The organism is Isoptericola sp. NPDC056578 (genome assembly GCF_042793275.1).
Taxonomy (GTDB): Bacteria; Actinomycetota; Actinomycetes; order Actinomycetales; family Cellulomonadaceae; genus Isoptericola.
This window is the reverse complement of record NZ_JBHTVC010000025.1, coordinates 1-26,644: the sequence shown is the minus strand read 5'-3', so window position 1 is coordinate 26,644 and position 26,644 is coordinate 1. Positions and strand designations below refer to the sequence as shown.

Annotated in this window: 23 protein-coding genes; 8 read left to right on the top strand and 15 right to left on the bottom strand. The window is 73.1% G+C overall.

Annotation, left to right across the window (positions count from 1 at the left end; all coding sequences use genetic code 11):
• Positions 1–52: 52 nt before the first annotated feature.
• Positions 53–1,213, top strand: coding sequence for a trans-sulfuration enzyme family protein (locus tag ACFQ80_RS11775; RefSeq protein ID WP_430563776.1), 1,161 nt, complete (start codon positions 53–55; stop codon positions 1,211–1,213).
• A 25-nt stretch (positions 1,214–1,238) separates the two neighbouring features.
• Here the strand turns inward: ACFQ80_RS11775 and ACFQ80_RS11770 are convergent, their stop codons facing one another.
• The 4 genes from ACFQ80_RS11770 to murA all read right to left on the bottom strand — a co-directional run bounded on the left by ACFQ80_RS11770 (position 1,239) and on the right by murA (position 5,188).
• Entirely contained in the window at positions 1,239–1,958 is a 720-nt protein-coding gene (locus ACFQ80_RS11770; RefSeq protein WP_430563775.1) for an HAD-IA family hydrolase, read from the bottom strand.
• A gap of 67 nt (positions 1,959–2,025) precedes the next feature.
• A complete protein-coding gene (locus tag ACFQ80_RS11765; protein WP_430563774.1) occupies positions 2,026–3,075 on the bottom strand; it encodes an NAD(P)H-dependent glycerol-3-phosphate dehydrogenase in 1,050 nt (349 codons plus the stop codon).
• Positions 3,072–3,830: a lysophospholipid acyltransferase family protein gene (locus ACFQ80_RS11760; RefSeq protein WP_430563773.1), complete on the bottom strand. Its 759-nt coding sequence runs from the start codon at positions 3,828–3,830 to the stop codon at positions 3,072–3,074. Before ACFQ80_RS11760 ends, ACFQ80_RS11765 begins: the two co-directional genes overlap by 4 nt.
• Before the next feature lie 41 nt (positions 3,831–3,871).
• A complete protein-coding gene (gene murA / locus ACFQ80_RS11755) occupies positions 3,872–5,188 on the bottom strand; it encodes a UDP-N-acetylglucosamine 1-carboxyvinyltransferase (protein ID WP_430550220.1) in 1,317 nt (438 codons plus the stop codon).
• A gap of 237 nt (positions 5,189–5,425) precedes the next feature.
• On the opposite strand from murA, the gene ACFQ80_RS11750 reads away from it, so the two are divergent.
• On the top strand, positions 5,426–6,778 hold the full coding sequence (locus ACFQ80_RS11750) for an MFS transporter (protein ID WP_430550221.1): 1,353 nt from the start codon (positions 5,426–5,428) through the stop codon (positions 6,776–6,778).
• Between the two features lie 82 nt (positions 6,779–6,860).
• On the opposite strand, the gene ACFQ80_RS11745 is transcribed toward ACFQ80_RS11750, so the two are convergent.
• Both ACFQ80_RS11745 and ACFQ80_RS11740 read right to left on the bottom strand, forming a co-directional pair.
• Positions 6,861–8,507, bottom strand: a complete 1,647-nt coding sequence (locus ACFQ80_RS11745) for a DHA2 family efflux MFS transporter permease subunit (RefSeq protein ID WP_430563772.1) — start codon at positions 8,505–8,507, stop codon at positions 6,861–6,863.
• Between the two features lie 54 nt (positions 8,508–8,561).
• Positions 8,562–9,029: a MarR family winged helix-turn-helix transcriptional regulator gene (locus ACFQ80_RS11740; RefSeq protein WP_430563771.1), complete on the bottom strand. Its 468-nt coding sequence runs from the start codon at positions 9,027–9,029 to the stop codon at positions 8,562–8,564.
• A 91-nt stretch (positions 9,030–9,120) separates the two neighbouring features.
• Between ACFQ80_RS11740 and ACFQ80_RS11735 the strand changes: the two genes are divergently transcribed.
• From ACFQ80_RS11735 to ACFQ80_RS11725, 3 genes are all read left to right on the top strand, one after another.
• On the top strand, positions 9,121–10,218 hold the full coding sequence (locus ACFQ80_RS11735; protein ID WP_430563770.1) for an LLM class flavin-dependent oxidoreductase: 1,098 nt from the start codon (positions 9,121–9,123) through the stop codon (positions 10,216–10,218).
• On the top strand, positions 10,215–10,877 hold the full coding sequence (locus ACFQ80_RS11730; RefSeq protein ID WP_430563769.1) for an NADPH-dependent F420 reductase: 663 nt from the start codon (positions 10,215–10,217) through the stop codon (positions 10,875–10,877). The genes ACFQ80_RS11735 and ACFQ80_RS11730 overlap by 4 nt, the downstream gene beginning before the upstream one ends.
• A gap of 221 nt (positions 10,878–11,098) precedes the next feature.
• Complete coding sequence (locus tag ACFQ80_RS11725) at positions 11,099–11,773, top strand: DUF4287 domain-containing protein (protein ID WP_430563768.1); 675 nt, start codon at positions 11,099–11,101, stop codon at positions 11,771–11,773.
• Between the two features lie 44 nt (positions 11,774–11,817).
• Here ACFQ80_RS11725 and rbsD read toward each other — a convergent pair whose 3' ends face one another.
• From rbsD to ACFQ80_RS11680, 9 genes are all read right to left on the bottom strand, one after another.
• Positions 11,818–12,315 carry a D-ribose pyranase gene (gene rbsD / locus ACFQ80_RS11720; RefSeq protein WP_430563767.1) on the bottom strand — a complete coding sequence of 166 codons (498 nt, stop codon included), beginning with the start codon at positions 12,313–12,315 and terminating at the stop codon, positions 11,818–11,820.
• Positions 12,312–13,250 carry a ribokinase gene (locus tag ACFQ80_RS11715; RefSeq protein ID WP_430550228.1) on the bottom strand — a complete coding sequence of 313 codons (939 nt, stop codon included), beginning with the start codon at positions 13,248–13,250 and terminating at the stop codon, positions 12,312–12,314. Before ACFQ80_RS11715 ends, rbsD begins: the two co-directional genes overlap by 4 nt.
• A 35-nt stretch (positions 13,251–13,285) precedes the next feature.
• Complete coding sequence (gene deoC / locus ACFQ80_RS11710) at positions 13,286–13,990, bottom strand: deoxyribose-phosphate aldolase (protein WP_430550229.1); 705 nt, start codon at positions 13,988–13,990, stop codon at positions 13,286–13,288.
• A gap of 32 nt (positions 13,991–14,022) precedes the next feature.
• Entirely contained in the window at positions 14,023–14,877 is an 855-nt protein-coding gene (locus ACFQ80_RS11705) for a carbohydrate ABC transporter permease (RefSeq protein ID WP_430550230.1), read from the bottom strand.
• Positions 14,874–15,767, bottom strand: coding sequence for a carbohydrate ABC transporter permease (locus ACFQ80_RS11700; protein WP_430563766.1), 894 nt, complete (start codon positions 15,765–15,767; stop codon positions 14,874–14,876). The genes ACFQ80_RS11705 and ACFQ80_RS11700 overlap by 4 nt, the downstream gene beginning before the upstream one ends.
• 25 nt (positions 15,768–15,792) lie before the next feature.
• The gene (locus ACFQ80_RS11695) at positions 15,793–17,070 is read right to left on the bottom strand and encodes an ABC transporter substrate-binding protein (protein WP_430563765.1); all 1,278 of its coding nucleotides are present in this window, start codon (positions 17,068–17,070) and stop codon (positions 15,793–15,795) included.
• 89 nt (positions 17,071–17,159) lie between these two features.
• On the bottom strand, positions 17,160–18,620 hold the full coding sequence (locus tag ACFQ80_RS11690; protein WP_430563764.1) for a hypothetical protein: 1,461 nt from the start codon (positions 18,618–18,620) through the stop codon (positions 17,160–17,162).
• Between the two features lie 50 nt (positions 18,621–18,670).
• Positions 18,671–19,690 (bottom strand): hydroxyacid dehydrogenase, encoded by a 1,020-nt coding sequence (locus ACFQ80_RS11685; RefSeq protein ID WP_430563763.1) that lies wholly within the window; start codon positions 19,688–19,690, stop codon positions 18,671–18,673.
• Positions 19,687–20,841, bottom strand: a complete 1,155-nt coding sequence (locus tag ACFQ80_RS11680) for a mandelate racemase/muconate lactonizing enzyme family protein (protein ID WP_430550235.1) — start codon at positions 20,839–20,841, stop codon at positions 19,687–19,689. Before ACFQ80_RS11680 ends, ACFQ80_RS11685 begins: the two co-directional genes overlap by 4 nt.
• A 202-nt stretch (positions 20,842–21,043) precedes the next feature.
• Between ACFQ80_RS11680 and ACFQ80_RS11675 the strand changes: the two genes are divergently transcribed.
• From ACFQ80_RS11675 to ACFQ80_RS11665, 3 genes are all read left to right on the top strand, one after another.
• The gene (locus ACFQ80_RS11675) at positions 21,044–21,781 is read left to right on the top strand and encodes a FadR/GntR family transcriptional regulator (protein ID WP_430563762.1); all 738 of its coding nucleotides are present in this window, start codon (positions 21,044–21,046) and stop codon (positions 21,779–21,781) included.
• Between the two features lie 329 nt (positions 21,782–22,110).
• Positions 22,111–24,549: a glycoside hydrolase N-terminal domain-containing protein gene (locus tag ACFQ80_RS11670; protein WP_430563761.1), complete on the top strand. Its 2,439-nt coding sequence runs from the start codon at positions 22,111–22,113 to the stop codon at positions 24,547–24,549.
• A 47-nt stretch (positions 24,550–24,596) separates the two neighbouring features.
• Positions 24,597–26,486 carry a right-handed parallel beta-helix repeat-containing protein gene (locus tag ACFQ80_RS11665; protein ID WP_430563760.1) on the top strand — a complete coding sequence of 630 codons (1,890 nt, stop codon included), beginning with the start codon at positions 24,597–24,599 and terminating at the stop codon, positions 26,484–26,486.
• The last annotated feature ends 158 nt before the right edge of the window (positions 26,487–26,644 follow it).

Genomic DNA, 26,644 nt, shown 5'->3' with positions numbered 1-26,644 from the left:
ACTCGGTGGGACGGGTCGCCGTCGGCCCAGGGCGCCGTCGTACCCTGCGGCCATGACGCACGACCCGCACGGACCGCACGTGCCGCTGTCCCCCGCCACCCTCGCCGTGACGGCGGGCCGGCCGCCCCGCGTCCAGGGCGGGCCGGTAAACCCGCCGGTCGTGCTCAGCTCGACCTACGTCAACCAGGGCGTGACCGGCCCCGGCGAGCTGCTGTACACGCGGATGGACACCGAGACGTGGCACCCGTTCGAGGACACCCTCGCCGCGCTGGAGGGCGCCCCGCACGGCGTCGTGTTCGGCTCGGGCATGGCGGCCGTGATCGCGGCCGTCGGCGACGTGCCCGACGGCGGCGCGGTCGTGGTGCCGCGGCACGCCTACCAGGTGTCGCTGGGCTACCTCGACGACCTCGCCGCTCGGCACGGAGTCGACGTGCGCCGCGTCGACATCGCCGACACCGCGCAGGTGGTCGCGGCGCTCGACGGCGCCGACGTGCTCCTCGCCGAGTCGCCCACCAACCCCATGCTCGAGGTCGCGGACCTGCCCGCGATCCTCACGGCCGCTCGCGAGCGCGGCGTGCGCACCGTCGTCGACAACACGTTCGCGACGCCGCTCGGCCAGCGCCCGCTGGACCTCGGCGCGGACGTCGTCGTGCACTCGGTGACCAAGTACCTGGCGGGCCACTCCGACGTCGTGCTCGGCGCCGCCGTCACCCGCGACGACGAGATCGCCGCCGGCCTGCGCGCGTACCGGACGCTGCACGGCGCTATCCCCGGACCGATGGAGGTGTGGCTGGCGCTGCGCGGCCTGCGGACGCTGCACCTGCGCGTGGAGCGGGCGAGCGCGTCGGCGGCGGAGCTCGCCCGACGCCTCGCGGCGCACCCCGGCGTGGCCGAGGTGCGGCACCCGTCGCTGCCCGGCGACCCCGGCCACGAGCGCGCCGCCGGCCTCATGAACGGCTTCGGCGCGATTCTCGGCGTCCGCCCGCACGGCGGCCCCGCCGCCGCCGACGCCGTGGTCGCCGCCGTGCGGCTCTGGGTGCCCGCCACGTCGCTCGGCGGCGTCGAGTCCACGCTGGAGCGGCGGCGGCGGTTCGCGACCGAGTCCCCGACCGTGCCCGAGGACCTGCTGCGCCTGTCCGTGGGCGTCGAGGACGTCGAGGACCTCTGGGCGGACCTCGACCAGGCCCTGCGCTCCGGCGCCGGCCGCGGCTGACCGCGCCCGGGTCGGGCCCGCGCCCTCAGGCGACCGGCGACCGCAGCTCCCCGGCGAGCAGGCGTCCGCGCAGGTCCGCCAGGTCGGCGGCGTACAGGTCGAACGCGTCGTCGTCCCGCGGGGCGTCGCCCTGCGGCCGCGGCACGTAGGCGGTGCGCATCCCCGCGGCGGCCCCGGCACGCAGGTCCCAGGCGTGCGCGGCGACCAGCACGGGCGGCCCCGCCGTCCCTGTCGGCGCGGGCGCCGGCACGGCAGCGGCGACCGCCGCGGCGTAGACCGCCGGTGCAGGCTTGTAGGTGCCCGCGTCCTGGGCCGACAGCGCCCGATGCCACGCCAGGCCGGCGTCCGCGCGCAGCGCGGCGAGCGTGCGGCGGTCCGCGTTGGACAGGCCGAGCACGGTGAAGTCCCGTGCCAGCGCCGCCACGCCCGCCACGGAGTCGGGCCAGGGACGCAGCCGCTGCGCGGCGGTCGCGAGGCGGGCGACGACGCGCGCCGGCAGCGCGCCCTCGGCGGCCAGCCCAGCGAGGACCTCGCGGTCCAGGTCACCGCTCGGCACGAAGTCCCGACGCCCCGCGACCACCTCCCGCTCCCGGTCGGCGACCCGGCCGAGCCACGTCGCGACGACGTCGCGCGCGGCCCCCGCGTCGAGCCCCGCGCCCCGCACCTCGGCCTCCAGGCTCCCCGCCTGGTCGACCAGCGTGCCGAGGACGTCGAACACCAGGACGGGCCGGGGACCGGGAGTCATGGCGCCACCGTACGGGCGTGGTCCGACGACCGCCCTCCGGAGGTCGGACGGGGAGCGTTCCCCGCCGTCAGGCGTCGACGCCCTCGGACTTCTGCGGGCGGGCGAGCAGGCCGCGGGCCATCTCCTCCACCGGGAGGCCCTCGTAGAGCACCGCGACGACGCCGGCGGTGATCGGCATGTCGACGCCGTGCTTGGCGGCGAGGTCGAGCACGGAGCGGCAGGACTTGGCGCCCTCCGCCGTGGTGCCGGTGGCCGCGACCGCCTCCTCCAGCGTCATGCCCTCGCCGATGTGGCGGCCGAGGGTGTTGTTGCGCGACAGCGGCGAGGTGCACGTCGCCACCAGGTCGCCCATGCCCGCCAGGCCCGCGAAGGTCGCGGCGTCGGCCCCGAGCTCGAGGCCGAGGCGCGTGATCTCGACCAGGCCGCGCGTGATGACGGTCGCGACCGTGTTCGAGCCGAAGCCGCGGCCCTGCGCCATGCCGACGGCCAGCGCGACGACGTTCTTCACCGCGCCGCACAGCTCCACGCCGACCACGTCGTCGTTGGTGTACGGGCGGAAGTAGGCGTTCGAGCAGGCCTCGGCGACGAACCGCCCCGCCGACTCGTCGGAGCACGCCACCACGGTCGCCGTGGGCTGGCGCCGGGCGATCTCGGCCGCGAGGTTCGGTCCCGAGACGACGGCCACGCGCGAGAGCGGCACGTCGAGCGCCTCGACGATGACCTGGCTCATGCGCTCGTCCGTGCCGAGCTCCACGCCCTTCATCAGGGAGACGATCACGGCGTCGGGCTCGACGAGGTCGCGGAGGCCGGTGAGCGTGGCGCGCGACACCTGCGACGGCACCGCCACGACGACGATCTGCGCGCCGGCCAGCGCCGCGGCGGCGTCGGTGGTGCCCGTCATCGCGGGCAGCTCGATGCCGGGCAGGTACTTGCCGTTGGTGCGCCGGGTCGTGACCTCGTCGGCGACGGCCGCGTCCCGGCCCCACAGCCGGACGTCGCAGCCCGCGTCGGCGAGGACCATCGCGAAGGTCGTCCCCCAGGACCCCGAGCCCAGGACGGCGACACGGGTCGGCGCCGACGGGTTCCCGGACGGGGGTGCGGTGGTCGGGTTCGTCATGGGCGCTCCACGGGCGGGTAGACGGTCTGCTTGCGTTCGTACTCGGGGTGCTTGCGCAGGTCGAAGCGGGTGGGCGGGGCCGTCTCGCCGCGGATCTCGGCGAGCTGCACGGTGATCGCGTCCATGACGCGGTTGGTGGCCTCGCGCAGGCTCTGCGTGTCGATCGGCCGGTCGTACAGGTCGGACAGGTCCACGGGCGGGCCGGCGACGATCGTCACGGATTTGCGCGGGAACGGCCGCAGCAGGCGCCCGTACCGCGGCAGGATCTTGTGGGCGCCCCACTGGGCGACGGGCACGACCGGCAGGCGGCTGGCCAGCGCCAGCCGTGCCAGCCCGGTCTTGCCCTCCATCGGCCACAGGTCGGGGTCCCGCGTGAGCGTGCCCTCGGGCAGGATCGCCACGCAGGCGCCGCTGCCGAGCTGGTTGCCCGCGTCCTCGAGCGACCGGGCGGCCGCGGACGTGCCGCGGTCCACCGGGATCATCCGCGTCGCCCGCAGCACGGACCCGACCACCGGTGCGGTGAACAGGCCGCGCTTCGCGAGGATCCGCGGCTCGAACCCCTTGTCGAAGAGGTAGTGCGCCAGCGTCAGCGCGTCGTACTCGGTGACGTGGTTGGCGGCGGCGATGAACCCGCCCTCGCGGGGCAGGTTCTCCTCGCCGCCGTCCCAGTCGTAGCGGACCATCGAGAACAGCAGCGGCCGCACGATGCGCGCGACGAGGCGGTAACCACGGGAGTCAGGACGGGCGATCGGCACGGGGCCAGAGCCTACCGCCCGGCCCCGGTGGTCGAGGCGCCTCAGCCGCGGGAGACGTCGGCGCCGAGCGCGACGAGCTTGTCCTGGAACGACTCGTACCCACGGTCGATCAGGCTGATCCCCCGCACCGTGGAGGTCCCCTTGGCCGTGAGCGCCGCGATCAGGTGGGAGAACCCGCCCCGCAGGTCCGGCACCACGATGTCCGCCGCGGACAGCGGTGTCGGGCCGGAGATCACGGCGGAGTGGTGGAAGTTGCGCTGCCCGAACCGGCAGTCACGGCCACCCAGGCACTCCTTGTAGACCTGGATCGTCGCGCCCATCTTCCGCAGCGCGTCGGTGAACCCGAACCGGTTCTCGTACACCGTCTCGTGCACGATCGACAGGCCCTTGGCCTGCGTGAGGGCCACGACGAGCGGCTGCTGCCAGTCCGTCATGAACCCCGGGTGCACGTCCGTCTCGAGCACGATGGAGTCCAGGTCCCCGCCCGGGTGCCAGAACCGGATCCCGTCCTCCTGCACGTCGAACCGGCCGCCCACCTTCCGGAACGTGTTGAGGAAGGTCATCATCTCCGGCTGCGTGGCGCCCTTGATCGTCACGTCGCCGCCGGTGGCCAGGGCCGCCGACGCCCACGACGCCGTCTCGATCCGGTCGCTCAGCGCCGTGTGCGAGTACCCCTCGAGGCGGTCGACGCCCTCGATCCGGATCACCCGGTCGGTATCCACCGAGATGATCGCGCCCATCTTCTGCAGCACCGCGATCAGGTCCATGATCTCGGGCTCGATCGCCGCACCGGTCAGCTCCGTGATGCCCTCGGCACGCACCGCCGTCAGCAGCAGCTGCTCCGTGGCGCCCACCGACGGGTACGGCAGCGAGATCTTCGTGCCCTGCAGCCGGCGCGGGGCGCGCAGCTGGATGCCGTTGGGCATCTTGTCCACCACGGCGCCGAACTGGCGCAGGATGTCCAGGTGGTAGTTGATCGGCCGGTCGCCGATCCGGCAGCCGCCCAGGTCGGGGATGAACGCCTCACCCAACCGGTGCAGCAGCGGCCCGCAGAACAGGATCGGGATGCGGCTCGAGCCCGCGTGCGCGTCGATGTCCGCCACGTGCGCCGACTCCACGTTCGACGGGTCGAGGTCGAGGATCCCGGCGTCCGGGTCCGACTTCACCGTCACCCCGTGCAGCTCGAGCAAGCCCGTGACCACGCCCACGTCACGGATCTGCGGCACGTTGCGCAGGACGCTCGCCGACTCGCCCAGCAGCGACGCCACCATCGCCTTGGAGACGAAGTTCTTCGCCCCCCGCACCGTGATCGTGCCCTCGAGAGGGGTCCCGCCGTTGACGTGCAGCAGATCGTTCATGTCGTCGTGTTCGTCCCGTCGTTACGGATGCAGTGGTCCCGGGACGTGGTCGATGCCGTCGTCCCAGCGCGCCGTCGATCCTGCCTCGCCCGGCACGGTGGTGCCAACACGCGCCCCGGCGGGCTTATTCACGTTCACCACACCTTCACGCGGCGGGCACCGGCACGCAGCGGGACGCGATTCATATCTTGAGACAACTGTTCATGATTCGGGACAGCGGTCGTACGGTCGTCGACCATGACCACCTCCGTCACGTCGGGTGCCACGAGCGCGCCGACGCCGGCCGTCAACTCGCGCGGCCGCGTCGTCGTCGCGTCGCTCATCGGCACCTCCATCGAGTTCTACGACTTCTACGCGTACGCCACCGCGGCCACGCTCGTCTTCCCCGCGCTGTTCTTCCCGAACCAGGACGGCACGACGGCGCTGCTCGCGTCGTTCGCCGCGTTCGGCGCGGCGTTCGTCGCCCGGCCGGTCGGGTCGGTCCTCTTCGGCCACTTCGGCGACCGGATCGGCCGCAAGCGCACGCTGGTCGCGTCGCTCCTGACCATGGGCATCGCGACCGTGGTCATCGGTCTCATCCCCAGCGCCTCGACGCCGGGCTGGACCGTGCTCGCCCCCACCGTCCTCGTGCTCTGCCGCTTCTGCCAGGGCCTGGGCCTCGGTGGCGAGTGGAGCGGCGCCGCGCTGCTGGCCACGGAGAACGCCCCCGCCGGAAAGCGCGCCATCTGGGGCACGTTCCCCCAGCTCGGCGCCCCGATCGGGTTCATCCTGGCCAACCTCGTGTTCATCGGGCTCTCCACGTCGCTCAGCGACGCGCAGTTCCAGAGCTGGGGCTGGCGCGTGCCGTTCCTCGCCAGCGCCGTCCTCGTGATCGTCGGCCTGTGGGTGCGCCTCAAGCTCATCGAGACGCCGGCCTTCCAGAAGGTCGTCGAGGCCGACGCCGTCGCGAAGGTCCCGGTCGCCGCCGTCTTCCGCACCTCGTGGCGCAAGATCGTCTCCGGCACGTTCATCATGCTGGCGACCTACGTGCTCTTCTACCTGATGACCACGTTCACGCTGACGTACGGCACCACCCCCGCGTCCGACGTGCCGCCCGGCCTCGGCTACGCGAAGGTCGACTTCCTGTGGATGCTGATCATCGGCGTGGTGTTCTTCGGCATCTTCACGCTGGTGTCCGGCCCGCTCGCGGAGCGGTTCGGCCGCCGCGGCCACCTCCTCGTCGTCACGGCCGCGATCGCCGTCTTCGGCCTGCTCTTCGTGCCGCTGTTCGGCGGCGGCACGACGGGCGTCATGGCGCTCCTCATCCTCGGCTTCACGCTCATGGGGCTGACGTTCGGCCCGATGGCCGCCATGCTGCCCGAGCTGTTCCCGGGGAACGTCCGGTACACGGGCTCCGCCATCGCGTACAACGTGTCGTCGATCCTCGGTGCCGCCGTCGCGCCGTTCATCGCGGTCTGGCTGTGGGGCATCACGGACTCGCCGGTGCTGGTCGGCATCTACCTCTCGGTGATGGCCGTCATCACCCTCGTGGCGCTCTTCGTCGAGAAGGACACCACGCACGTCGACTTCACGGACGACGTCGGCGCCTGACGCGCCCGGCACGTGACGACGGCGCCGCTCCTCCGCACGGAGGGGCGGCGCCGTCGTCGTGCGAGGGACCCGTGGCCGCCGGTCAGCGCGTCGCGGCGACGGGCTCGCGGTGCTGCACGGGCGACATCGCCGCCGCGCAGAGCACCCCGACGACGAGCACCACGCCCACCAGCAGCAGAGTCTGCGCCGCCGCGTCGGCGAAGCCGGCGAAGAACGCCTGCTGGGCCGCCGCCCCGACCTGCTCGGCGACCGAGGCGGGCACCGAGTCCGGCAGCTGCACGGACCCGACCGCCGTCGTGCCGAGGCTGCCGCTCGCCTGCGAGATGCCGTCGACGAACGCCTGCCGGTACTGCTCGGGCAGCTGCGCGGCGACGTCCTGCGCGGCCGCGGGGACGGTGACGCCGAGGCGCGCCGAGAGGGTCGCGACCACGACGGCGGAGCCGATGACCCCGCCCACCTGCCGGTTGGTGTTGAACGCGCCCGCGCCGGCGCCGGCCGTGCGCGCGTCGAGCCCCGACGTGGCCAGGTTGGACAGCGGGGAGAACGTGAGCCCGGTGCCGACGCCGAACAGCGCCATGGGCCACAGCAGCGCGTACGGCGACAGGTCCGGGTCGAGCACCGCGGCGAGCCACAGCACCGCGCCCGCGATGGCCGCGAACCCGGCCGCGACCACCCACTTGGCCGGCACCCGGTCGGACAGCCGGCCCGCGAACGGCGCGACGACGCCGGACACGAGCGAGCCGGGCATCATCACGAGCGCCGCGTTGATCGGCGTCAGGCCCAGGATCGACTGCAGGAAGATCGTCAGCGGGAAGAAGATGCCGATCATCGCGAACGTGACGACCATGCCGTCCACGTTGGCGAGGGAGAAGTTCCGGGACCGGAACAGGCGCAGCGGCAGCAGCGCGCGCGCCCCCAGGCGGTGCTGCCACCAGACGAAGACCGCGAGCACGAGGATGCCGAGACCCACCAGCGTCCACACGGAGAACGGCCCCCAGATGTGGCCCCAGTCGAAGTTCTCGCCCTCCTGGAGGCCGAAGACGACGGCCGCGAGGCCCAGCACGGACAGCACCACGCCCAGCGGGTCCATCGTGGTGCCGTGCGACGGGAGGTGCGGCAGCCGCGCGACCGAGAACCACAGCGCCGCGACGCCCACCGGGATGTTGACGTAGAAGATCCACTCCCAGCCGATCGTCTCCACGAAGACGCCGCCGAGCAGCGGGCCGACGAGCGTCGCGACGCCGGCGGTCGCGCCCCACAGGCCCATCGCCGCGCCGCGCTGGGTGGGCGGGAAGACGCGGGTGATCATCGACATGGTCTGCGGCGTCATCATCGCCGCGCCGACGCCCTGGACCACGCGGAAGCCGATGAGCCAGCCGATCTCGGGCTCCGAGCCGATGTTGCCGGAGAACCCGCACAGGAACGAGAAGGTCGTGAACACGATCAGCCCGGCGATGAACACCGACTTCTGCCCGTACCGGTCGCCGAGCCGCCCGGCGAGGAGCATCAGCACCGCGTACGACAGCAGATAGGCGCTGTTGACCCAGCCCACCTCGATGAGGGAGGCGGAGAACTGCTCGGTCAGGGTCGGGATCGCGATGTTCACGATCGTCGTGTCGACCATGATCATGAAGAAGCCGAGGATGAGCGGCGGGAGCACGCTCCACGCGGACCTGCCGTGCAGGTCGACGAGCGGGGTCACCGGGGCGCGCCCGGGAGAGGTGGACATGCGACGAGCGTGGCACGGGCCACCGACGGCCGCGCGCCCGGCCGACCGGCCGGTTCAGCCGCCCGGACGGTCCAGCGCGGCCCGCAGCGCGGCGGCGATCTCGCCGGCGGCGGCGAGCTGGTCGTCGGTCAGCGCGTCGACGAACAGGTGCCGCACGGCCCGCAGGTGCGCGACGGACGCCCGGCGGAACGTCGCGGCCCCCTCGTCGGTGAGCGCGACGCCGGCCGCCCGGCTGCCCTGTCGGGCGACCAGTCCGCGCCGTTCCATGCGCCCCACCTGGTGCGACAGGCGGCTGCGCTCCCAGCCGACGGCGTCCGCGAGCGCCGACGACCGCAGGCAGTGGCCGTCGGCGTCGTGCAGGGCGAGCAGCACGGCGTAGTCCGGCGAGGAGAGCCCGGACTCGGCCTGGAGCCGCGCGGACAGGCGCGAGCGCAGCGCGTCCGTGGTCTCGACGAACTCGCGCCAGGTGCGCAGCTGGTCGAGCGTCGGCGAGCGCCGCGCACCGTCCCGGTCCTGGGTCATGCCTGCCTCCGCCGCGGTGGATCGACGCTGGGAATTGACACGTCAATTCCGACGTTACCCCCGGCGACCGACACCGCCACAGGAGGGCACCATGACCACGCTCCAGCTCGGGCTCGACTCGTTCGGCGACCGCCCCGTCGGCGCCGACGGCGAGCTCGTCTCGCACGCCGCCGCGATCCGCCAGGTCGTCGAGGAGGCCGTGCTCGCCGACCAGGTGGGCGTCGACGTCGTCGCCCTCGGCGAGCACCACCGGCCCGAGTACGCGATCTCGACGCCGGAGACCGTGCTCGCGACGATCGCGTCGCGCACCGAGCGCATCCGCCTCGCGTCGGGCGTGACGGTGCTGTCCTCCGACGACCCGGTCCGCGTCTTCCAGCGCTTCGCCACCCTCGACGCCCTCTCGGACGGTCGGGCGGAGGTCATCCTCGGGCGTGGCTCGTTCACCGAGTCGTTCCCGCTCTTCGGCTACGACCTGGCGGACTACGATCTGCTCTTCGAGGAGAAGATCCACCTCTTCACCGAGCTCCTCAAGGAGGAGCCGGTGACCTGGTCCGGCACCACCCGGCCCGCGCTGCGCGACGCCGACGTCTTCCCCAAGACGGAGTCCGGCCACCTGTCGACCTGGGTCGGCGTGGGCGGCTCGCCGCAGTCCGTGGTCCGCGCGGCGCACTACGGCCTGCCGCTGATGCTCGCGATCATCGGGGGCGAGCCGGGCCGGTTCGCGCCGTACGTCGACCTGTACCGGCGCGCGACCGCCCAGCTCGGCACGACGGCGCACCCGGTCGGCATGCACTCCCCCGGGTTCGTCGCCGACACCGACGAGGAGGCCGTCGAGATCTTCTGGCCCCACTACCGCCTCCAGCGCGACCGCATCGGCGCCTCCCGCGGGTGGCCGCCGATCCGCCGCGAGGAGTACGACGCCGAGGTGGCGCACGGCTCGCTGTACATCGGGTCGCCGGAGACCGTGGCCCGCAAGATCGCGGCCGCCGTCACCGAGCTCGGCGTCGGCCGCTTCGACATGATCTACACCACCGGCGCGCAGCCCGCCGAGGCCCGGCTGCGCAACGTGGAGCTGTACGGCACGCAGGTGGTCCCGCGGGTCCGCGAGCTCGTGGCCGAGCACGCCGCGACGCAGGACGCCGCCGAGCCCACCACCGAGCCCACCACCGAGGACGGTGACGCCGCGTGACCGCCCCGTCGCCGGCGCCCGGCGCGCCCGCCACGATCGGCATCCTCGGCGCGGGCAAGGTCGGGACGGTCCTGGCGCGGCTGGCCGTGGACGCCGGGTACCGCGTGCTCGTCGCGGGCTCGGGCGACCCGGCGAGGATCGCGCTGACGGTGGAGGTGCTCGCCCCGGGGGCGCAGGCCGTCACGGCCCAGGAGGCCGCCGCGAAGTCCGACGTCGTCGTCCTCGCCCTGCCGCTCGGCCGCTACCGCACCGTGCCCGTGGACGCCCTGGCCGGCACGCTCGTCGTCGACGCCATGAACTACTGGTGGGAGGTGGACGGGCACCGGGCCGACCTCAGCGACCCGGCCACCTCGACGAGCGAGCTCGTGCAGGACTTCCTCCCCGCGTCACGGGTCGTCAAGGCGTTCAACCACATGGGCTACCACGACCTGGACGCCGGGGCGCGGCCCGCCCGGGCGCCGGGGCGCCGGGCGATCGCCGTGGCCGGGGACGACGCCGACGACGTGCGGCAGGTCGCCGGACTCGTCGACCGCCTCGGCTTCGACGCGGTCGTCGCCGGACCGTTGGCCGCCGGCGCGCGCCTCCAGCCCGGCACCCCGGCGTTCGGCGCGAACCTGCCCCACGACGAGCTGCGCGCGCTGGTCTCCCCCGCCGCCTGACGCCGCCCCGGGCGGCGGGCGGCGGCGGCCCCTATGCTGGTCGGCAGGGCGGCGCGTCCCGCCCGACCCCCGGGACCGGCGCTCGCGCCGCCGGGACCGCGCGAGCGGTGGGGGCAGAGGGGACCTCGAGTGCTCGACGCGGTCAGGACACCGTGTTCACCGGTGCCTGCCGGCGGGCGCGAGCCGCGGGTGGCGCACCGAGCGAGCACGCAGGAGTCCTCATGACCACGCAGGAGTCGTTCAAGAAGCGCGTCCGCGCGCGCATGGCCACCACCGGCGAGAAGTACGGCGCCGCGCGCCGCACCCTCCTCGCCCAGGCCGCCCCGCCCTCCGCCGCCGGGACCCGCGCCTGGGTCTCGGAGCCCGACCTCTCCGACGACACGATCCGCGAGAGCACGGGCCGCGGGTGGGACGAGTGGGTCGCGCTCGTGGACGCCGGGCCCGGCCGCGGCGCCGGGCACACCGCCGTCGCCGCCTGGCTCGTCGACGCGCACGGCGTGTCGGGCTGGTGGGCGCAGTCCGTCACCGTCGGCTACGAGCGCATCACCGGCCTGCGCGTGCCGGGCCAGCGGCCCGACGGCACGTTCTCGGTCAGCCGCTCGCGGCTGACCGACGTCGACCGCGACGCGCTGCGGGCGCTGCTCGACGACGAGGCCGGCCGCGCCGACCTGGTCCCCGGCCTCACGCTCGCACCCCGGTCCCGGCCGGGCGTGAAGAGCCCGCGGTTCGGCGTGTCCGACGGCGACGGCGAGCACGGCGTCGCGATGTTCTCGCTGGATCCGGCCGGCTCCCGGCTGCGGCTCACCGTGACCCACGAGCGGCTCGGCTCCGCGGCCGAGGCCGAGCTGTGGAAGGCGTACTGGGCCGACTGGCTGGCGGCGCTCGACGACGCCTGACGGTCACCCGACCGGAGCCCGGCCGGTCGCCGGGGGCGTGCGTGCTACCCGAGCTCGGGTCGCACGCCCTCGGCGATCAGCCGCCGCCGCTCGACGTACTCCGGCAGGATCGTCACGTCGTCGTCGGCGAACCACTCGAACGGCGCGGTCGACGCGACGAGCGCGAAGTTGGCCCACGGCTCGAACGACCCGGACCGGACCACGACCTTGGCGCGCGGCGCCCAGTGCTCGACGAGGTGCTCGTGGGTCGTGCTGTGGAACGTGGCGCCCGAGCCGGTGAAGAGGTCCTGCACGTCGCCGTACAGGCGCGGGTGGTGCGTCTTCACCTCGGTGGCGAGGTGCACCTCCTCGACGAAGACCTCCTCCCGCAGCACCCGCAGGATCGTCCGCACGTCGAGGTGCCCGCGCGTCAGCGCGAGGTCGACGCGGTGCGCGTCCTTCGGGATGGGGAACCCGGCGTCGGTGACCAGCACGACGTCGGTGTGCCCCAGCGTCGCGAGCGCCCCGGCGAGCCCGGGGTGCAGGATCCGTCCGCTTCTCATGCCGTCTCCTTCGTCGTGGCTCTCGTGGTGGCGAGGAACCCCTCGACCTCGGCGCGCGTCCGGTAGGACGGCACCGTCTCCCAGTGCTCGCAGCACAGCGCCGCCACGACGCCGGCGAAGGCGGCACCCGTGCGCAGGTCGCGCCCCTCCCCGAGCGCGACGGCGAGCGCCGCGTTGAAGCTGTCGCCCGCGCCGTTGGAGTCGACGACGTCGACCGCCGCGGTCGGCACCGCCGTCACGCCCTCCGCATCGGCCACGAGCGCCCCGTCCTCCCCGCGCGTGACGACGACGGCGCGCGGCCCGAGGGCGAGCAGCCGCCGGGCGAGCTCCTCGACCGGCGTGGGGTCACCGGGCGGCAGGCCCAGCGCGACCCTGGCCTCGTGCTCGTTCGGCGTCAGGACGTCCACCGCCGAGAGGTCCACGCCGCGCAGGTCGACGGCGGGCGCCGGGTTGAGCACCGTCGCCACGCCGGCGTCCCGCGCGACGCCCAGCGCGTGCAGCGCCGAGCCGAGCGGGATCTCGAGCTGGGCGAGGACGACGTCCGCCCCGCGCAGCGCGTCGGCGGACGCGTCCAGCACGTCGGGCAGCAGCCGGTCGTTGGCGCCCTTGTCGACGACGATGAGGTTGCGCCCGGCCGTGTCCTTGACGATGAACCCGACCCCCGTCGGCGCCGTCGGGTCGACCGTCACGCGCGAGTCGTCGACCCCCTCGGCCGCCATCAGGGCGCGGAACTCCGCGCCGTGCGCGTCGTCGCCCACCGCTCCGACGTACGCGACCTCGGCACCGAGGCGAGCGGCCTGGACGGCCATGTCGGAGCCCTTGCCGCCGTACGTCTCGCGGTACTCCCGCCCCAGCAGGGTCTCCCCCGCCTCGGGCAGCCGGTCGACCGTCATCACGAGAGCCTTCGCATAGCTCCCCACCACCGTGAGCCTCATCGCTCTCCTCCGTGTCGTGCCGTGCGCCGGGGACGTCAGTAGGCGTCGGGGTCGCCGACGAGACCGTCGACGATCGCGGGCCCCGAGCTGGTGCCGACCAGCTCGGCCCCCGCCTCGAACAGGCGCTGCATCTTCTCCAGCGAGTTGACCTTGCCGGACACCTTGACCCGGCAGGGCGGCTCGATGTTCGCGGCGAGCAGGCGCACGTCGTGCTCGGTGGCCTCCAGGCCGCCCTTGCCCCAGCCCGACGACTGCTTCACCCAGTCGACCCCGGCCTCGTACGCGATCCGCGTGGCGCGGGCCTTGAGGTCGTCGGTGGGCAGGAAGCCGAACTCGAGCATCACCTTCACGGCCACGCCCTCGGCGTGCGCGAGCCGGACCACGTCCTCGATGTCGCGGGCGTAGAGGTCCTCGTCGCCGCCGAGCAGCAGGCCCGGGTGCGGCGGGAAGTCGAACTCGTCCACCCCGGTCGTGACGAGGGCGCGCAGGGCCGCGAGCCGCATCTCAGGGGTGTCGTTGGCCATGGGGAAGTTGAGCGTGGACGCGACCTTGACGCCGGTCCCCGCGAGCACGTCCTTCGCCAGCGGCACCCAGTACGGCGCGATCATCGCGGCGTCGAAGCCGTAGGCGGCGCACGTCTCCAGGTGCTTCGTCACGCCGTCGCGCGTGAGGTCGGGGTTGACGTTCGTGTACTGGATCGCGCGGGCGACCTGCGTCGGGTCGGTGAAGTCGAGGGTCATGCGGGTTCTCCTGGACAGGTGAGGTGCGCGGGTCATCCCTTGACCGCGCCGGCGGACAGGCCGCTCATGACGTGCCGTTGCATGAGGACGAAGATGAGCAGGATCGGCACCACAGCCAGCAGCAGGGTGGGGAACACGATCTCGTAGTTGGTGGTGTACGAGGACACGGCCGCGTACACACCGGTGGTGATGGTCCGGAACGACGACCCGGGCCCGAGGATGAGCTGCGGGCTGACGAAGTCGTTCCACGCGCTGAGCGCGTTGAGGATGAACGCCGTCGCGACGATCGGCTTCATGAGCGGGAACACGATCCGCCACAGCACGCGCTGCTGGCTCGCGCCGTCGATCGCCGCCGCCTCGTCGAGCGAGCGCGGCAGCATGCGGATGTACCCGGTGAAGATGAACAGGGTGAACGGGATCATGGTCGACGACATGAAGAGCACCAGGCCGGGCAGCGTCCCCATGAGGTGCAGCGCCTTGAGCACGAAGATCGCGGGCACCAGGATGATCTGCGCCGGGATGAACATGCCCGCCACGAAGAACATCAGCAGCACCCGGAACAGGATCGTCGGGGTGCGGGCGATCACGTACGCGGTGGGGACGGAGACCCCGATCGCGACGACGTTGCACGCGACGACGAGGAACAGCGTCACCGCGTAGCCGGCGACGACCGGGAAGTTCGGGTTGGACCATGCGTCCTGCAGGAACTGGGTCGTGGCCGTGGCCGGGTCGAACCCGAGCGGGGACAGCAGGATCTCCTGCTGCGGCTTGAACGCGTTGACGACGACGATGTACAGCGGCACGAGCATCGCGACCGACAGCACCGCGATCGCGATGGTGCGCACGGTCGCGCGCGACCGCGCCGTCCGGCTGCCCGACAGGCTCATGACAGCGCCTCCGCCCCTTCTTCGGCGTGCCTGCGCAGCGCGATGATCGTGAACGACAGGATCCCGGCGACGACGATCAGCAGGACCGCCTGGGCGCACGCCAGGCCCACCTTGTTGTTGGCGAAGGAGACCGCGAGGATCTCGTAGGCCCAGGTCTGCGTCGCGTCGCCGGGCCCGCCGTTGGTCAGGCCGAGCACGACCTCGTAGACCTTGAGCAGCGACAGCACCGACGTCACGATCGTCACCGTCACGGTGGGGGCGAGCGCCGGCCACGTGACGTGCTGGAACACCTGCACGCGGCCGGCGCCGTCGAGCGTCGCCGCCTCCTGGAGGTCCGCCGGCACGGCCTGCAGGCCGGCCAGGTACAGCACGAGCTGGACGCCGAGCTGGGCCCACACGATGACCGCGATCATCGTCGCGAGCGCCCAGTCCGGGTCGGACAGGAACGGCAGGGCCGACCGGCCCGACCCGGTGAGCAGGTTGTTCACCGCGCCCTGCGGGCCCAGGATCGCCTGCCACAGGAAGCCCACGATGAGGGCCGACAGCACGTGCGGGTAGAACATCACGGCGCGCGCGAACGCGGTGAAGGGCGTGGTCCGCCGCAGTAGCAGCGCCAGACCGAGCGCGATCACGTTGACGCCGAACGCCCCGACGACCGCGATGACCCCGGTGACCCACAGCGACGAGTGCATGTCGCCCGTCGGGTCGGTGAAGATCCGCGTGTAGTTCTTCAGCCCGACCCACTCGGGCGCCTGGGTCGGGATGCCGTTGTACTCGGTGAACGAGTAGTAGACGGCGTACCCGACGGGCACCACCATGAGTCCGATGTAGACCAGCGCCGCCGGGACCGTCATCAGGCCCCGGCCCAGCGCGCCCCTTCTCCCCAGCACGCGTGCCGTCCTCGCTCGAGCCATGTCAGCCCGCTGCCTCCGCGTCGTACCAGGCCGTGAGCTGGGCGGCGGCGTCGGCGGGCGACGTGCCCTGCCACAGCCCCTGCGCGACCTCGGTGAACTTCTCGTTGAACCCGGCGACCGGCAGGGCGAAGTCGCCCACCGTCTGGTTGCCGGGCACCACGAACGACGGCGCGGCGTCGATGAGCTCCTGGACCTGCCCCGCGTACTCGTTCGCGCTGGTGTCCAGGCCCTCGCGGTTGAAGTTGTCCATCTCCGCCTGGGTGGCGATGGCGTCCTCGTCGGTCACGAGGTACTCGACGAGCTGCGTGGCGGCGTCCTTGGCCTGCGTCCCGTTCCAGACCATGTACGGGAACGCCATCGTGGCGCCCATCGGCGCGGGCTGGTCGGCGGCGTCGTCGACCGGCGGCGCGAAGATCCCGACCTCGAACTCGGGCGGCGAGCCGGCGAGCGTCGTGGTGAACCAGGAGCCCATCGGGTAGATCCCGACGTCGCCCGCGATGAAGTTCGCCTCCTGCGTGCCGCTGTCCGTGGCCACGTCGTCGGCCGTCGTGTAGCCGGCGTCGATCCAGTCCGCCACGTGCTCGAACATCGGCTGGAACTGGTCGCCGAGGGTCGAGGAGCCGCCGGCCACGGCCTGCTGCCACCCGGGGGTGGTGAGGTTCTGCTGCGGGTGCCAGATCTCCTGCACCTGGACGCCGGTGGCCCACTCGGAGGCGAACCCGATCGGCTTCTTCACGCCCTCGTCCTGCAGGGCCTTGAGGGCGGCGTCCATGTCCTCCCAGGTGGCGGGGGGCTCCGTGATGCCGGCCTTCTCGAAGAGGTCCTTGTTGTAGTACAGGAGCGACTGGGCCTGCATGCCCACGCCCACCACGTTGATGGCGCCGTCCGTGGAGTACAGGTCGGCCATCGGGGTGTCCTGGGCCCAGTCGTACTCCGACAGGTCGAGGATCTCGGGCGCCGTGTCCTCGGTGGGGAAGACCGACTGGATGACGTCGGGCGCCGTGCCGGCGGCGAGCTGCGTCGGGAACGTCTCGGCGACCGACTGGCCGCTCGGCCCCTCGATCTTGACGTCGATCCCCGTCTCCTCCTCGAAGGGGGCCACGAGCTCGTCCCACTTCGCCTGCGTGAGGTTGTCGGTGATGTTCACGAGCATCCGCACCTGGTCGCCGCCGCCCGAGCTGCCGCCGCCGTCGTCGGAGCTGCAGGCCGTGAGGGCGAGGACGGGTACGAGCCCGAGCGCGGAGGCGCCGATCGCCCCGCGCCGAAACCTTGCTGACATCGTTGTCTCCCTGGGTGGGTGCGTCGTCCTCGAGGACGAGGACCACTTGTCATACATGCTACATGTGAGAGGTGGCGGGCCACCAGTCCCTAGCCGAGCCGGCCTCGGAAGGGGACGGGGCCGACGACGGTCACGTCCGTCGGCCGGTCCGAGTCGTCGATCCGGAAGATCCCCTCGTCCGCGACGAAGAACGCCGGCGCGTCGGGGTACTCCAGCTCCGCCGGCAGCGGTTCCTTGTCGGTCCAGGCGAAGAACGACCGCGCGAACGTGTCGCGGTCCTTGCGGCCGAAGATGCTGAGGTCCCCGGCCGTGTACGGGCTGAGGATGCACCAGTGCACGCCGTCCTCGGCCCAGAACGCCCGGTCCGACAGGATCACCGCCTGCCGGTCGGGGTCCGCGAACACCGCGTCCCAGAACGACGCGTCCACGTCGCCCCGGGCCAGCGCGTGGCGGGCGAGGAAGAGCAGGTCGTGCGCGTGCCAGGCGGTGCTCGGCGCGACGTCGGCCTCGTGGTGCCAGCCCGTGGCCGACACGAACGGGCCGGCGGGCGACTGGTAGCGGGCGTAGGTGCGCAGGCACGCGTCGCGGAACTCGCCCAGCTCGGGCACGTCGACGTCGGCGAGCACCTCCTCGATGCCGTACAGGCTCAGCCCCATCCCCGCGACCAGCATCGGCGTGGTCGAGAGCAGGTGCGTGTCGCCCCGCACGTACCAGTAGCGGTGGAAGCGGGTGCAGCCCGCGTCGTCGGTCCACGCGGAGCGCGCGACGTGCCGGCAGATCGCGACGGCCTCCTCCAGGAGGTCTGGGCGGCCGAACCGGCGCGCGCCCAGCACGAGCGGCACCACCATGAGCCCGTAGTACTCGGCGGGCTCGAGGATGCCGCCGCCCTCGCGGTCGGTCGGCTGGCGGAAGACGCCCACCGAGGCGCCGTCGGGCACCCCGCGCACGTGGCTGAGGCGCACCAGGGCGTCGAGGTCGTCCTCGAGCTCGGCGGCGTAGACGTCGTCGCCGCTCAGCTCCTCGTACCGCAGCTTGGCCCAGACCCGGGCGTACTCCTGGTTCACCGTGCCGTCGGGGGTCGGCCGGCCGCCGCCGTAGACGCGGCACGCGTCGAGGTCGCGCCGTACGGCCGCGAGCACCTCGGCGCGCTCGTCGGCGGGCAGCAGGTGCCCGGCGTGCCGCAGCCCCTCCAGCAGGCCGAGGCAGCCCACCATGTTGTGGATCAGGCCCGCCGTGGCCGACTCGCCCACCTGGAACCCGATGTGGCGGAACTGCCCGTCGTCCTGCACGGCCCGCGCCTGGAAGAGCATCATCCGCCGCCACAGGTCGAGCCCGCGGTCGTCGGGGTACCGCCCGAGCACCTCGCCGAACGCCGCGGTGGCCGGGGCGGAGAACGCCTGGTGGCCGCTGGTGAAGTCGACGAACGTCGCCGGGTTGGTGCCCCACACGCTGTGGTTGTGGAAGCCCCGGATCTGCCCCTCGTCGCCTACCCACGTGCGCATCCAGCGCGCGAGCGCCGCGACGTCGGGGCCGGCCTGTCCTGCCGCCATGCGTCCTCCTGCCTCGTTGCTGCGGGTGGCATCCTCGCGCACCTCGGTCGTCACGACGCCACCAGCTCCTCCGGGTGCGCGAACGGCAGCCCACGGGCGAACCGCTCGACCTCCGCCGCGACGGAGTCGCCGATCCGGCGCAGCTCCGCGCCCGTGGAGCCCGCGAGGTGCGGCGTGAGCACCACGTTCGGCAGGCTCCACAGCTCGCTGTCCGCCGCCGGCGGCTCGGGATCCGTGACGTCGAGCACCGCGTCGATCCGGCCGGTGCGCAGCTCGGCGAGCAGCGCCGCGCCGTCGACCACGCCGCCCCGGGCGGTGTTGACGAGGGTGGCGCCGTCCGGCATCAGGCCGAGGACCCGTGCGTCGATCTGCCCCGCCGTCCCGGGGGTGAGCGGCTGGTGCAGCGACAGGACGTCGCTGCGCGCCGCGACCTCGTCGAGGCCCGTCGCCCGTGCCCCGGGCAGGCCCGGCACCGGGCCGGGCGACAGCTCTGGGCTGTACAGCAGCACGTCGAGGTCGAACGGCCGCAGCAGCTCGACCACGCGGCGCCCGACCAGCGAGGCCCCCACGATCCCCACCGTGCGGCGGTAGTTGCCCGCGCCGGTGAGGAGGCGCTCGGCGTCCGGCGCCGCGCGTCGCTCGCGGTAGGCCCGCTCGGCGGCGTGCGCCTTCTTGTTCGCGAGCAGGATCATCGCCAGCGCGTACTCGGCGACCGGCACGGCGTTGGCGGCCCGGGCGTTCGACGCCGCCACCCCGCGCGCCGCGAGCACGGCCGGGTCCGCGAGGCACGTGCGCGCGACGCCGCCCGCGTAGGCGACCGCCCGCAGCCGCGGCACGAGGTCCGCGGGAACGGGCGGAGCGCCCCAGCCGGCGACCAGCAGCTCGGCCCCGGCGAGCCGGGCGCGCGCGGCCTCCGAGCCGATCTCGACGACGACCTCCGGGTCGAGGTCGACGACCGCGCCCAGGCGCTCGAGGCCGTCGGTCCCGAAGATCCCCTCGACGAGCTCGGGCGGGTCGAAGGCCAGGACGGCACGGGGACGCGCGCCGGCCGCCCGGGGGCTCGGGCTCATCGCTGCTCGCCCGCGCGCCGGCGCGCGAGTCGCAGGCCGGCGTCCGCGGGCCGCACGTGCGGGCCCGACGGGACGGCCCACGTGCCGGACTCGCGGTTGGTGGCGATGAGCTCCTCGTCCACCTCGATGCCGAGGCCGGGCGCGTCGCCCAGCACGATGCCGCCGTCCTGGATCTCCTGGTCCACGTGCAGCCCGACCGGCCAGGTCAGGTCCTGCACCTCCGTGACGAGGTGGTTGGGCACCGCGGCGGACGCGTGGGCGACCGGGTTGGCGTTGTAGCCGACGGGGCTCACGGGCAGGTCCCGGCCGAGCGCCAGCACGGCGACCCGCAGGAAGTGGGTGATGCCCCAGACGCTGCCCGCCTGCACGACGCCCACGGCGTCGCGGTCGAGCAGGGGCCCGTACTGCTCGAGGCCGGTGAGGTTCTCCCCGGTCGCGACCGCGGCGCGCAGCTCCGAGGCGACGGCCCGGTGCCCGGCGACGTCCCACCGGCGCACCGGCTCCTCGATCCACATGAGGTCGACCTGGTCCTCGACGCGGCGCGCGAACCGGACGGCCTGGTGGCGCCCCCAGGCCTCGTTGACGTCGTACATGAGGTCGGGGTGGTCGGTGTTCTCGCGCAGGACGTCCCGGACGATGGCGAGCCGCTTGACGTCGCGGTCGACGTCGAGGCCGCCCTTGACCTTGGCACCGGTGAAGCCGCGCTCGGCCCAGGGCTCGTAGAGCTCGACGAGCGCGTCGTCGGGCAGCGCGTACTCCAGCCCGGACGCGTACGCGGGCACGAACCGGTCGGCCGCGCCGAGGGTGCGCCACAGCGGCTCGTCGGCGAGCTTCGCCTTGAGGTCCCACAGCGCCATGTCGAAGGCGCCGATCGTGCCGAACGTGCTGCCCGCGTGCCCGGACTTGAAGACGAACGCGAGCATGCGGTCGTAGAGCGCGGTCACCGCACGCGGGTCCTGGCCGTCGAGGGCGCCGAAGACCAGGTCGAGGTTGCCGCTCGCCCCGAGGCCGACGCCGGTGACGCCGGCGTCCGTCTCGAGGAGCACGACCGGCACCTCGGTCACCCCGTCCGCGACGACGCCGTTGACGTCGCCCACCGGGCGCCCCCATCGGTGGACGGTGGTGAGGGTCCGGTATCCCGTGATGCGCATCCGCTGCTCCTACTCCGCACGCGCCGCCGTCGGCGCGCGTCTCGAGGCCGGGTCGTGGGAGGTGCAGCGGCTGGGTGCCAGCGCCTCGTCGAGCCTGTCGGCTGAGTCATAACTTATGATACGAGTGATGAGTACGCAAGCCTCCGCTACGCTCGGGGTGGCCGTCAGCGCAGGCCGCGACGCAGAACGGAGCCCGGACGACATGACAACGACGCCCTCGACCGCCGGAGCGGTGCCCCGCCCCCAGCGACACCGCCCGCCGCTCGCCGCAGCGGTGGTGAAGAGCCTCGTCACGGCGATCGTCGTCGGCGAGTACCCCCCGGGCAGCGCGCTCCCCCCGGCGGGCGCCCTCTGCGAGCAGTACGAGGTCAGCCGCACGGTGATCCGCGAGGCCACCACGGCCCTGGTGGAGAAGGGCCTCGTCGCATCACGACAGGGCTGGGGCACGATCGTGCTCGACCAGGACCAGTGGAGCCTGCTCGACCCGCTCGTCCTCGACGCGCTCTTCCAGCGCGAGGACCGGCTCGTCTATCTCGACAACCTCATCGAGATCCGCACCACCCTGGAGTGCGCGATGGCACGGCGCGCGGCCGGCCTGCTCGACGCCGAGCAGCGCTCCGCCCTCGCGGCGAAGCTCGACGAGCTCGCCGACCTGATCGACGACCCCACGGCGTACGCGCGGGTCGACCTCGAGTTCCACGAGCTGATCCACCGCGCCTCCCACGACGCCTTCGGCCGCGCGATCGTCTCCAGCGTGCAGGGCAAGGCGCTGCACTCCCCGCAGTACAGCGGCACCCCGAGCGTCGACGACGTCCGCTCGACGCACGAGGGCCACACGCGGATCCTCGAGGCGCTCGCCGCCGGCGACGGCGACGGCGCGGACGCCGCGATGCGCGACCACATCACGTCGTCCTGGGCGCGGCGCCGCCCCCAGGAGTAGCCCGGCCCGACGAGGCCTCGCCGACCACGAAGGCCCGGCCCTCCCCGCGACGGTCACGCCGCCGCCCGGAGGACCGGGCCTCTTCTCGACCTGTTGACTTGTACTACATGTGATGTACTACATTCGATCCATCGCGGCACCGCATCCCTGAGCACCTCGGGACGCGAGGACGGCGGGGCAGGGCTGCCCGGCCTCCACCGGCCGCGAGAGCACTCCAGCGACACCCTGCAGTTCCGGTACCGAAGGCGACGACGCCCGACCGCACGGGCAGCCGTTCGACCTTTCGTGGCCTCGACGACGAGACGGACGACGAGAGGGATGTGGATGCGATGACCTCGTTCACCCGACGAGACCTGCTGAGATCGAGCGGAGCCGCGGCGGCCGGCGCGGTCGTGCTGGCGGGCGGCTCCCGCGCCGACACGGCCGAGGCCGCCGCCGGGGACGCAGGCCCGGACGACGCCGCGACCGACCCGCTGGAGCTCTGGTACCCGCGTCCCGCGGCCGCGTGGCTCGAGGCGCTCGCGGTGGGGAACGGCCGGCTCGGCGCCATGGTCTTCGGCGGCGTCGCCACCGAGACCCTCATGCTCAACGAGGACACCGTCTGGGCGGGCGGGCCGCACGACTACGCCGACCCCGGCGGCGCTGAGGCCCTGCCCGAGATCCGGCGCCTCCTCGCGGAGGAGCGCTGGGCCGACGCCCAGCGGCTCGCCGACGCACGCTTCATGGGCCGCCCCACGGAGCAGATGCAGTACCAGCCCGTCGGCGACCTGCACCTCACGTTCCCCGGGCTGACGGACGACGTCGCGCAGTACCGCCGCTCGCTCGACCTCACCACGGCGGTGACCACCACGACGTTCGTCGCCGACGGCGTGCGGCACACGCGCGAGGTGTTCGCCAGCCACGCCGCCCAGGCGATCGTCGTGCGGCTGCGCGCGGACGCGCCGGGGGCCGTCTCGGTCGACGCCGCGTTCACGTCGCTCCAGGAGACGACCACTCTGGCGCACGACGGCCGGACGCTCGCCCTCGAGGGCCGCTCCGGCGAGGCCGAGGGGCTCGAGGGCGAGGTGCGGTTCGTCGCCCTGGCACGGGCCGTCGCCGAGGGCGGGTCCGTGGTGTGCGACGAGGCGTCGCTGCGGGTCCGGGGTGCCGATGCCGTCACGTTGCTCGTCACGATCGGCACCAGCCACCGCAGCTATCTCGACGTGGGCGGCGACCCCTTCGAGCAGGCGGGGCCGCCCCTGGAGCGAGCGAGCGTCAAGGGCTTCGGTGTCCTGCGCCGCGCGCACGTGCGCGACCACCAGGAGCTGTTCGGGCGGGTGGACCTCGATCTCGGCGCGTCGTCGGCGGCGGACCTGCCGACCGACGAGCGGGTGGCGGCGTTCCGCGCCGGCGGCGACCCGCAGCTCGCCGCGCTGTACTACCAGTTCGGCCGCTACCTGCTGATCTCGAGCTCGCGAACGCCCGGCCAGCCCGCCAACCTGCAGGGGCTCTGGAACGCGGAGATGCTGCCCGCCTGGCAGTCGAAGTACACGCTCAACATCAACTGCGAGATGAACTACTGGCCCGCCGGCCCGGCGAACCTCGCGGAGTGCTGGCGACCGCTGTTCGCGATGATCGAGGAGCTCGCGGAGTCGGGGGCGCGGACGGCGCAGAAGATGTGGGGCGCCCGGGGGTGGGTGGCCCACCACAACACCGACCTGTGGCGCGGGACCGCCCCGGTCGACCACGCCTTCTACGGGGTGTGGCCCACCGGCGGCGCGTGGCTCTCGCTCCTCTTCTGGGAGCACTACGAGTACACCGGCGACCTCGACACCCTGCGCGAGTACTTCCCGGTGCTGCGCGGCGCCGTCGAGTTCTTCCTGGACACGCTCGTCGTCGACGACGCGACCGGCTACCTGGTCACGAACCCGTCGCACTCCCCCGAGCTCAAGCACCACGAGGACGACGACGAGGGCGTGAGCCTCTGCGCGGGGCCGACGATGGACTGCCAGATCCTGCGCGACCTGTTCACGGCGTTCGACAACGCGTCGCGGGAGCTCGGCCTCGACCGCGAGACCGCCGTGGCCGCCCTCGCCGCGCGCGACAAGCTGCCCCCGAACCAGGTCGGCTACCTCGGCCAGCTCCAGGAGTGGCTGATCGACTGGGAGGACGCGGCCACCGAGACCAGCCGCCACGTCTCCCACCTGTGGGGAGTGTTCCCCAGCGACCAGATCACGCCTCGCCGGACGCCCGAGCTCGCGGCCGCGGCCGACCGCTCGCTGGAGCTGCGCGGGCCGGCGGTGACCGCCGGCTGGTCCCTGGCCTGGAAGATGAACATCCGCGCCCGGCTCCTGCAGCGCGACGGCGCCTACACGCACCTCACGCAGCTGCTCTCCCCCGGCCGGACGGCGCCCAACCTGTTCGACCTGCACCCGCCGTTCCAGATCGACGGCAACTTCGGCGGCACGTCGGCGATCAACGAGATGCTCCTGCAGTCCCACTCCGGGGAGGTCTGGCTGCTGCCGTGCCTCCCCGAGGCCTGGCCCGAGGGGCGCGTGCGCGGCCTGCGCACCCGCGGAGGCTTCGAGATCACGATGACCTGGTCCTCCGGCCGCCTCGACCACGCCCGCGTGCGCTCGCTGCTCGGCCGCACGGTCCGCCTGCGCACCGACGCGCCCGTGCGCGTCGTCGGACCGGGCGGACCGGTCGCCGTCGAACGCCCCGAGGACGGCCTGGCCGTGTTCGGGACGCGGCGCGGCGCCACCTACGTCGTCCGGCCGACCGCCTGAGACCACCCACCTGCCACACCCGCACCACTCACGAGGAGAGGACACCGATGTCCAGACGATGGATCAGGACCGGCACGGCGGCGGTCGTCGCGATCAGCGCCGTCGCCGCGGTCGGGGTGGGGGCCACGGCCTTCGACCCGTACGCGGCGAGCACGCAGGGCAAGAAGTGCCCCCAGTTCTACGTCTCCCCCGACGGGGACGACGACCGCGGCAACGGCACCCAGAAGGGACCTTGGGCCAGCCTCGACCAGGCCCGCGACCACATCCAGGACCTCGGGCTCAACCACGAGCGCAAGATGAGGTGCGACATCGTGGTCAACCTCGCCGAGGGCGACTACCCCGTCGACGAGACCATCGAGTTCACCGAGAAGGACTCCGGCACCAACGGCCACCAGGTGATCTACCGCTCCGCCGACGGCCCCGGCAAGGCCAACCTCGTCGGCGCCGAGCCCGTCACCGGCTGGGAGCCCTACCAGGACGGCATCTACAAGACGACGTTCGACCCCGAGCAGCAGTTCTACACGCTGTTCGAGGACGGCGAGCGCTCCGAGCTGGCGCGCTACCCCAACCGCACCTCGGAGGACACGCAGGCCCCGTACCTGTTCTCCGTCCTCGGTGAGCCCGAGAAGGAGGCCGTCCGTTCCTGGCTCTACTGGAAGGACGGCGACTGGGACCCGGCGTGGGACGACACCGCGGACAGCAACCCGCTCAAGGACGCCCAGATCACGGTGTGGTCCGGCGGGTCCTGGAGCTGGTTCACGGACACGATCCCGATCGGGGGCGCGGACTACCGCAAGGGCTTCGCGACGTTCGACTACTGGTCGCGGTACGCCCTGGTGAACAGCCGCAGCGGGTCGCGCTACTACATCCAGAACGCGATGCCGTTCCTGGACCAGCCCGGCGAGTACTACGTGGACCGGGAGGCCGGCGAGCTGTACTACATGCCGCGGGGCGACATCGACGACGTCACCATCATGCGGCCGACCGTGGCCAAGCTCGTGGACATCAAGGGGGACTCCCCCGAGGACAAGGCGCACGACATCACGTTCGACGGCCTCGGCGTGCAGTACTCCGACTTCGTCGACTGGTACCGCGCCGGGTGGATCAGCGCCGGCGACTCGGGCGAGCCGCACAAGTACCCCGAGTACGACCGGCAGATCGAGATGCCCCGCAACCGGTTCGGCGCCGTCACCCTCGAGAACACCAGCAACATCACCCTCACCGGCATGCACATCCGCGACACCGGTTTCATGGGCGTCTACGCCCTGTTCGCCAACGACCACCTGACGGTCGAGAACTCCCTGCTGGAGAACATCGGCGCGGACGGCATCAAGGTCGAGGGCGGCTGGCCCGGCGAGGGCGACCTCACCCACGCCCACACGTTCCGCAACCTCTACATCGACCACGTCGGCGAGCTCGTGCCCGGCGACGCCTCCGGCATCGAGCTCATGGGCACCGGCGACAACCTCGTGGAGCACGTCAACGTCAAGCACTCCGCGCGGTACGGCATCAGCCTCGAGTCCCGCCCCGAGGTCGTCGACGGCGACCAGTACACCGACAACAACACGTTCCGGTACATCCGGATCGACCAGGCGGGACTCGACTCCGGCGACATGGGCGCCTTCTACACCTACGGCGTCGCGAACCAGGAGCCGCACCCCGTGCAGAACACCGTCGACCAGATGGTCATCGGCGACGTCATCCCCGACCCCGCCGGCGCGATGCCCGACAGCGGCACCCGCGGCATCCACATGGACGCGGGCGGCTGCGGCTTCGCCTTCTCCAACATCGAGGTCGGCAAGACCACCGACCAGTCCTACCAGTCCTACCAGTGCAACGAGGTCACCAACGGCAACTGGGAGGACGGGTTCGACCCCTCCCAGATGCAGTACGACCAGATCGGCGTGACCGACGACTTCCCCTTCGAGGTCGAGTAGCGCCCGGGGCCGTGGGGCGCCCCCCCCGGGGCGCGGCCGTGCGCCCCCCCCCACCGCCGCCCCCGCACGACCGCCGCGCACCCCCCCAACCCCACCCGCCCGGCCGTGCGCGGCCGCCCCCGGGCCCCCACGACCAGGACGAGGACCGCGACGAGGGC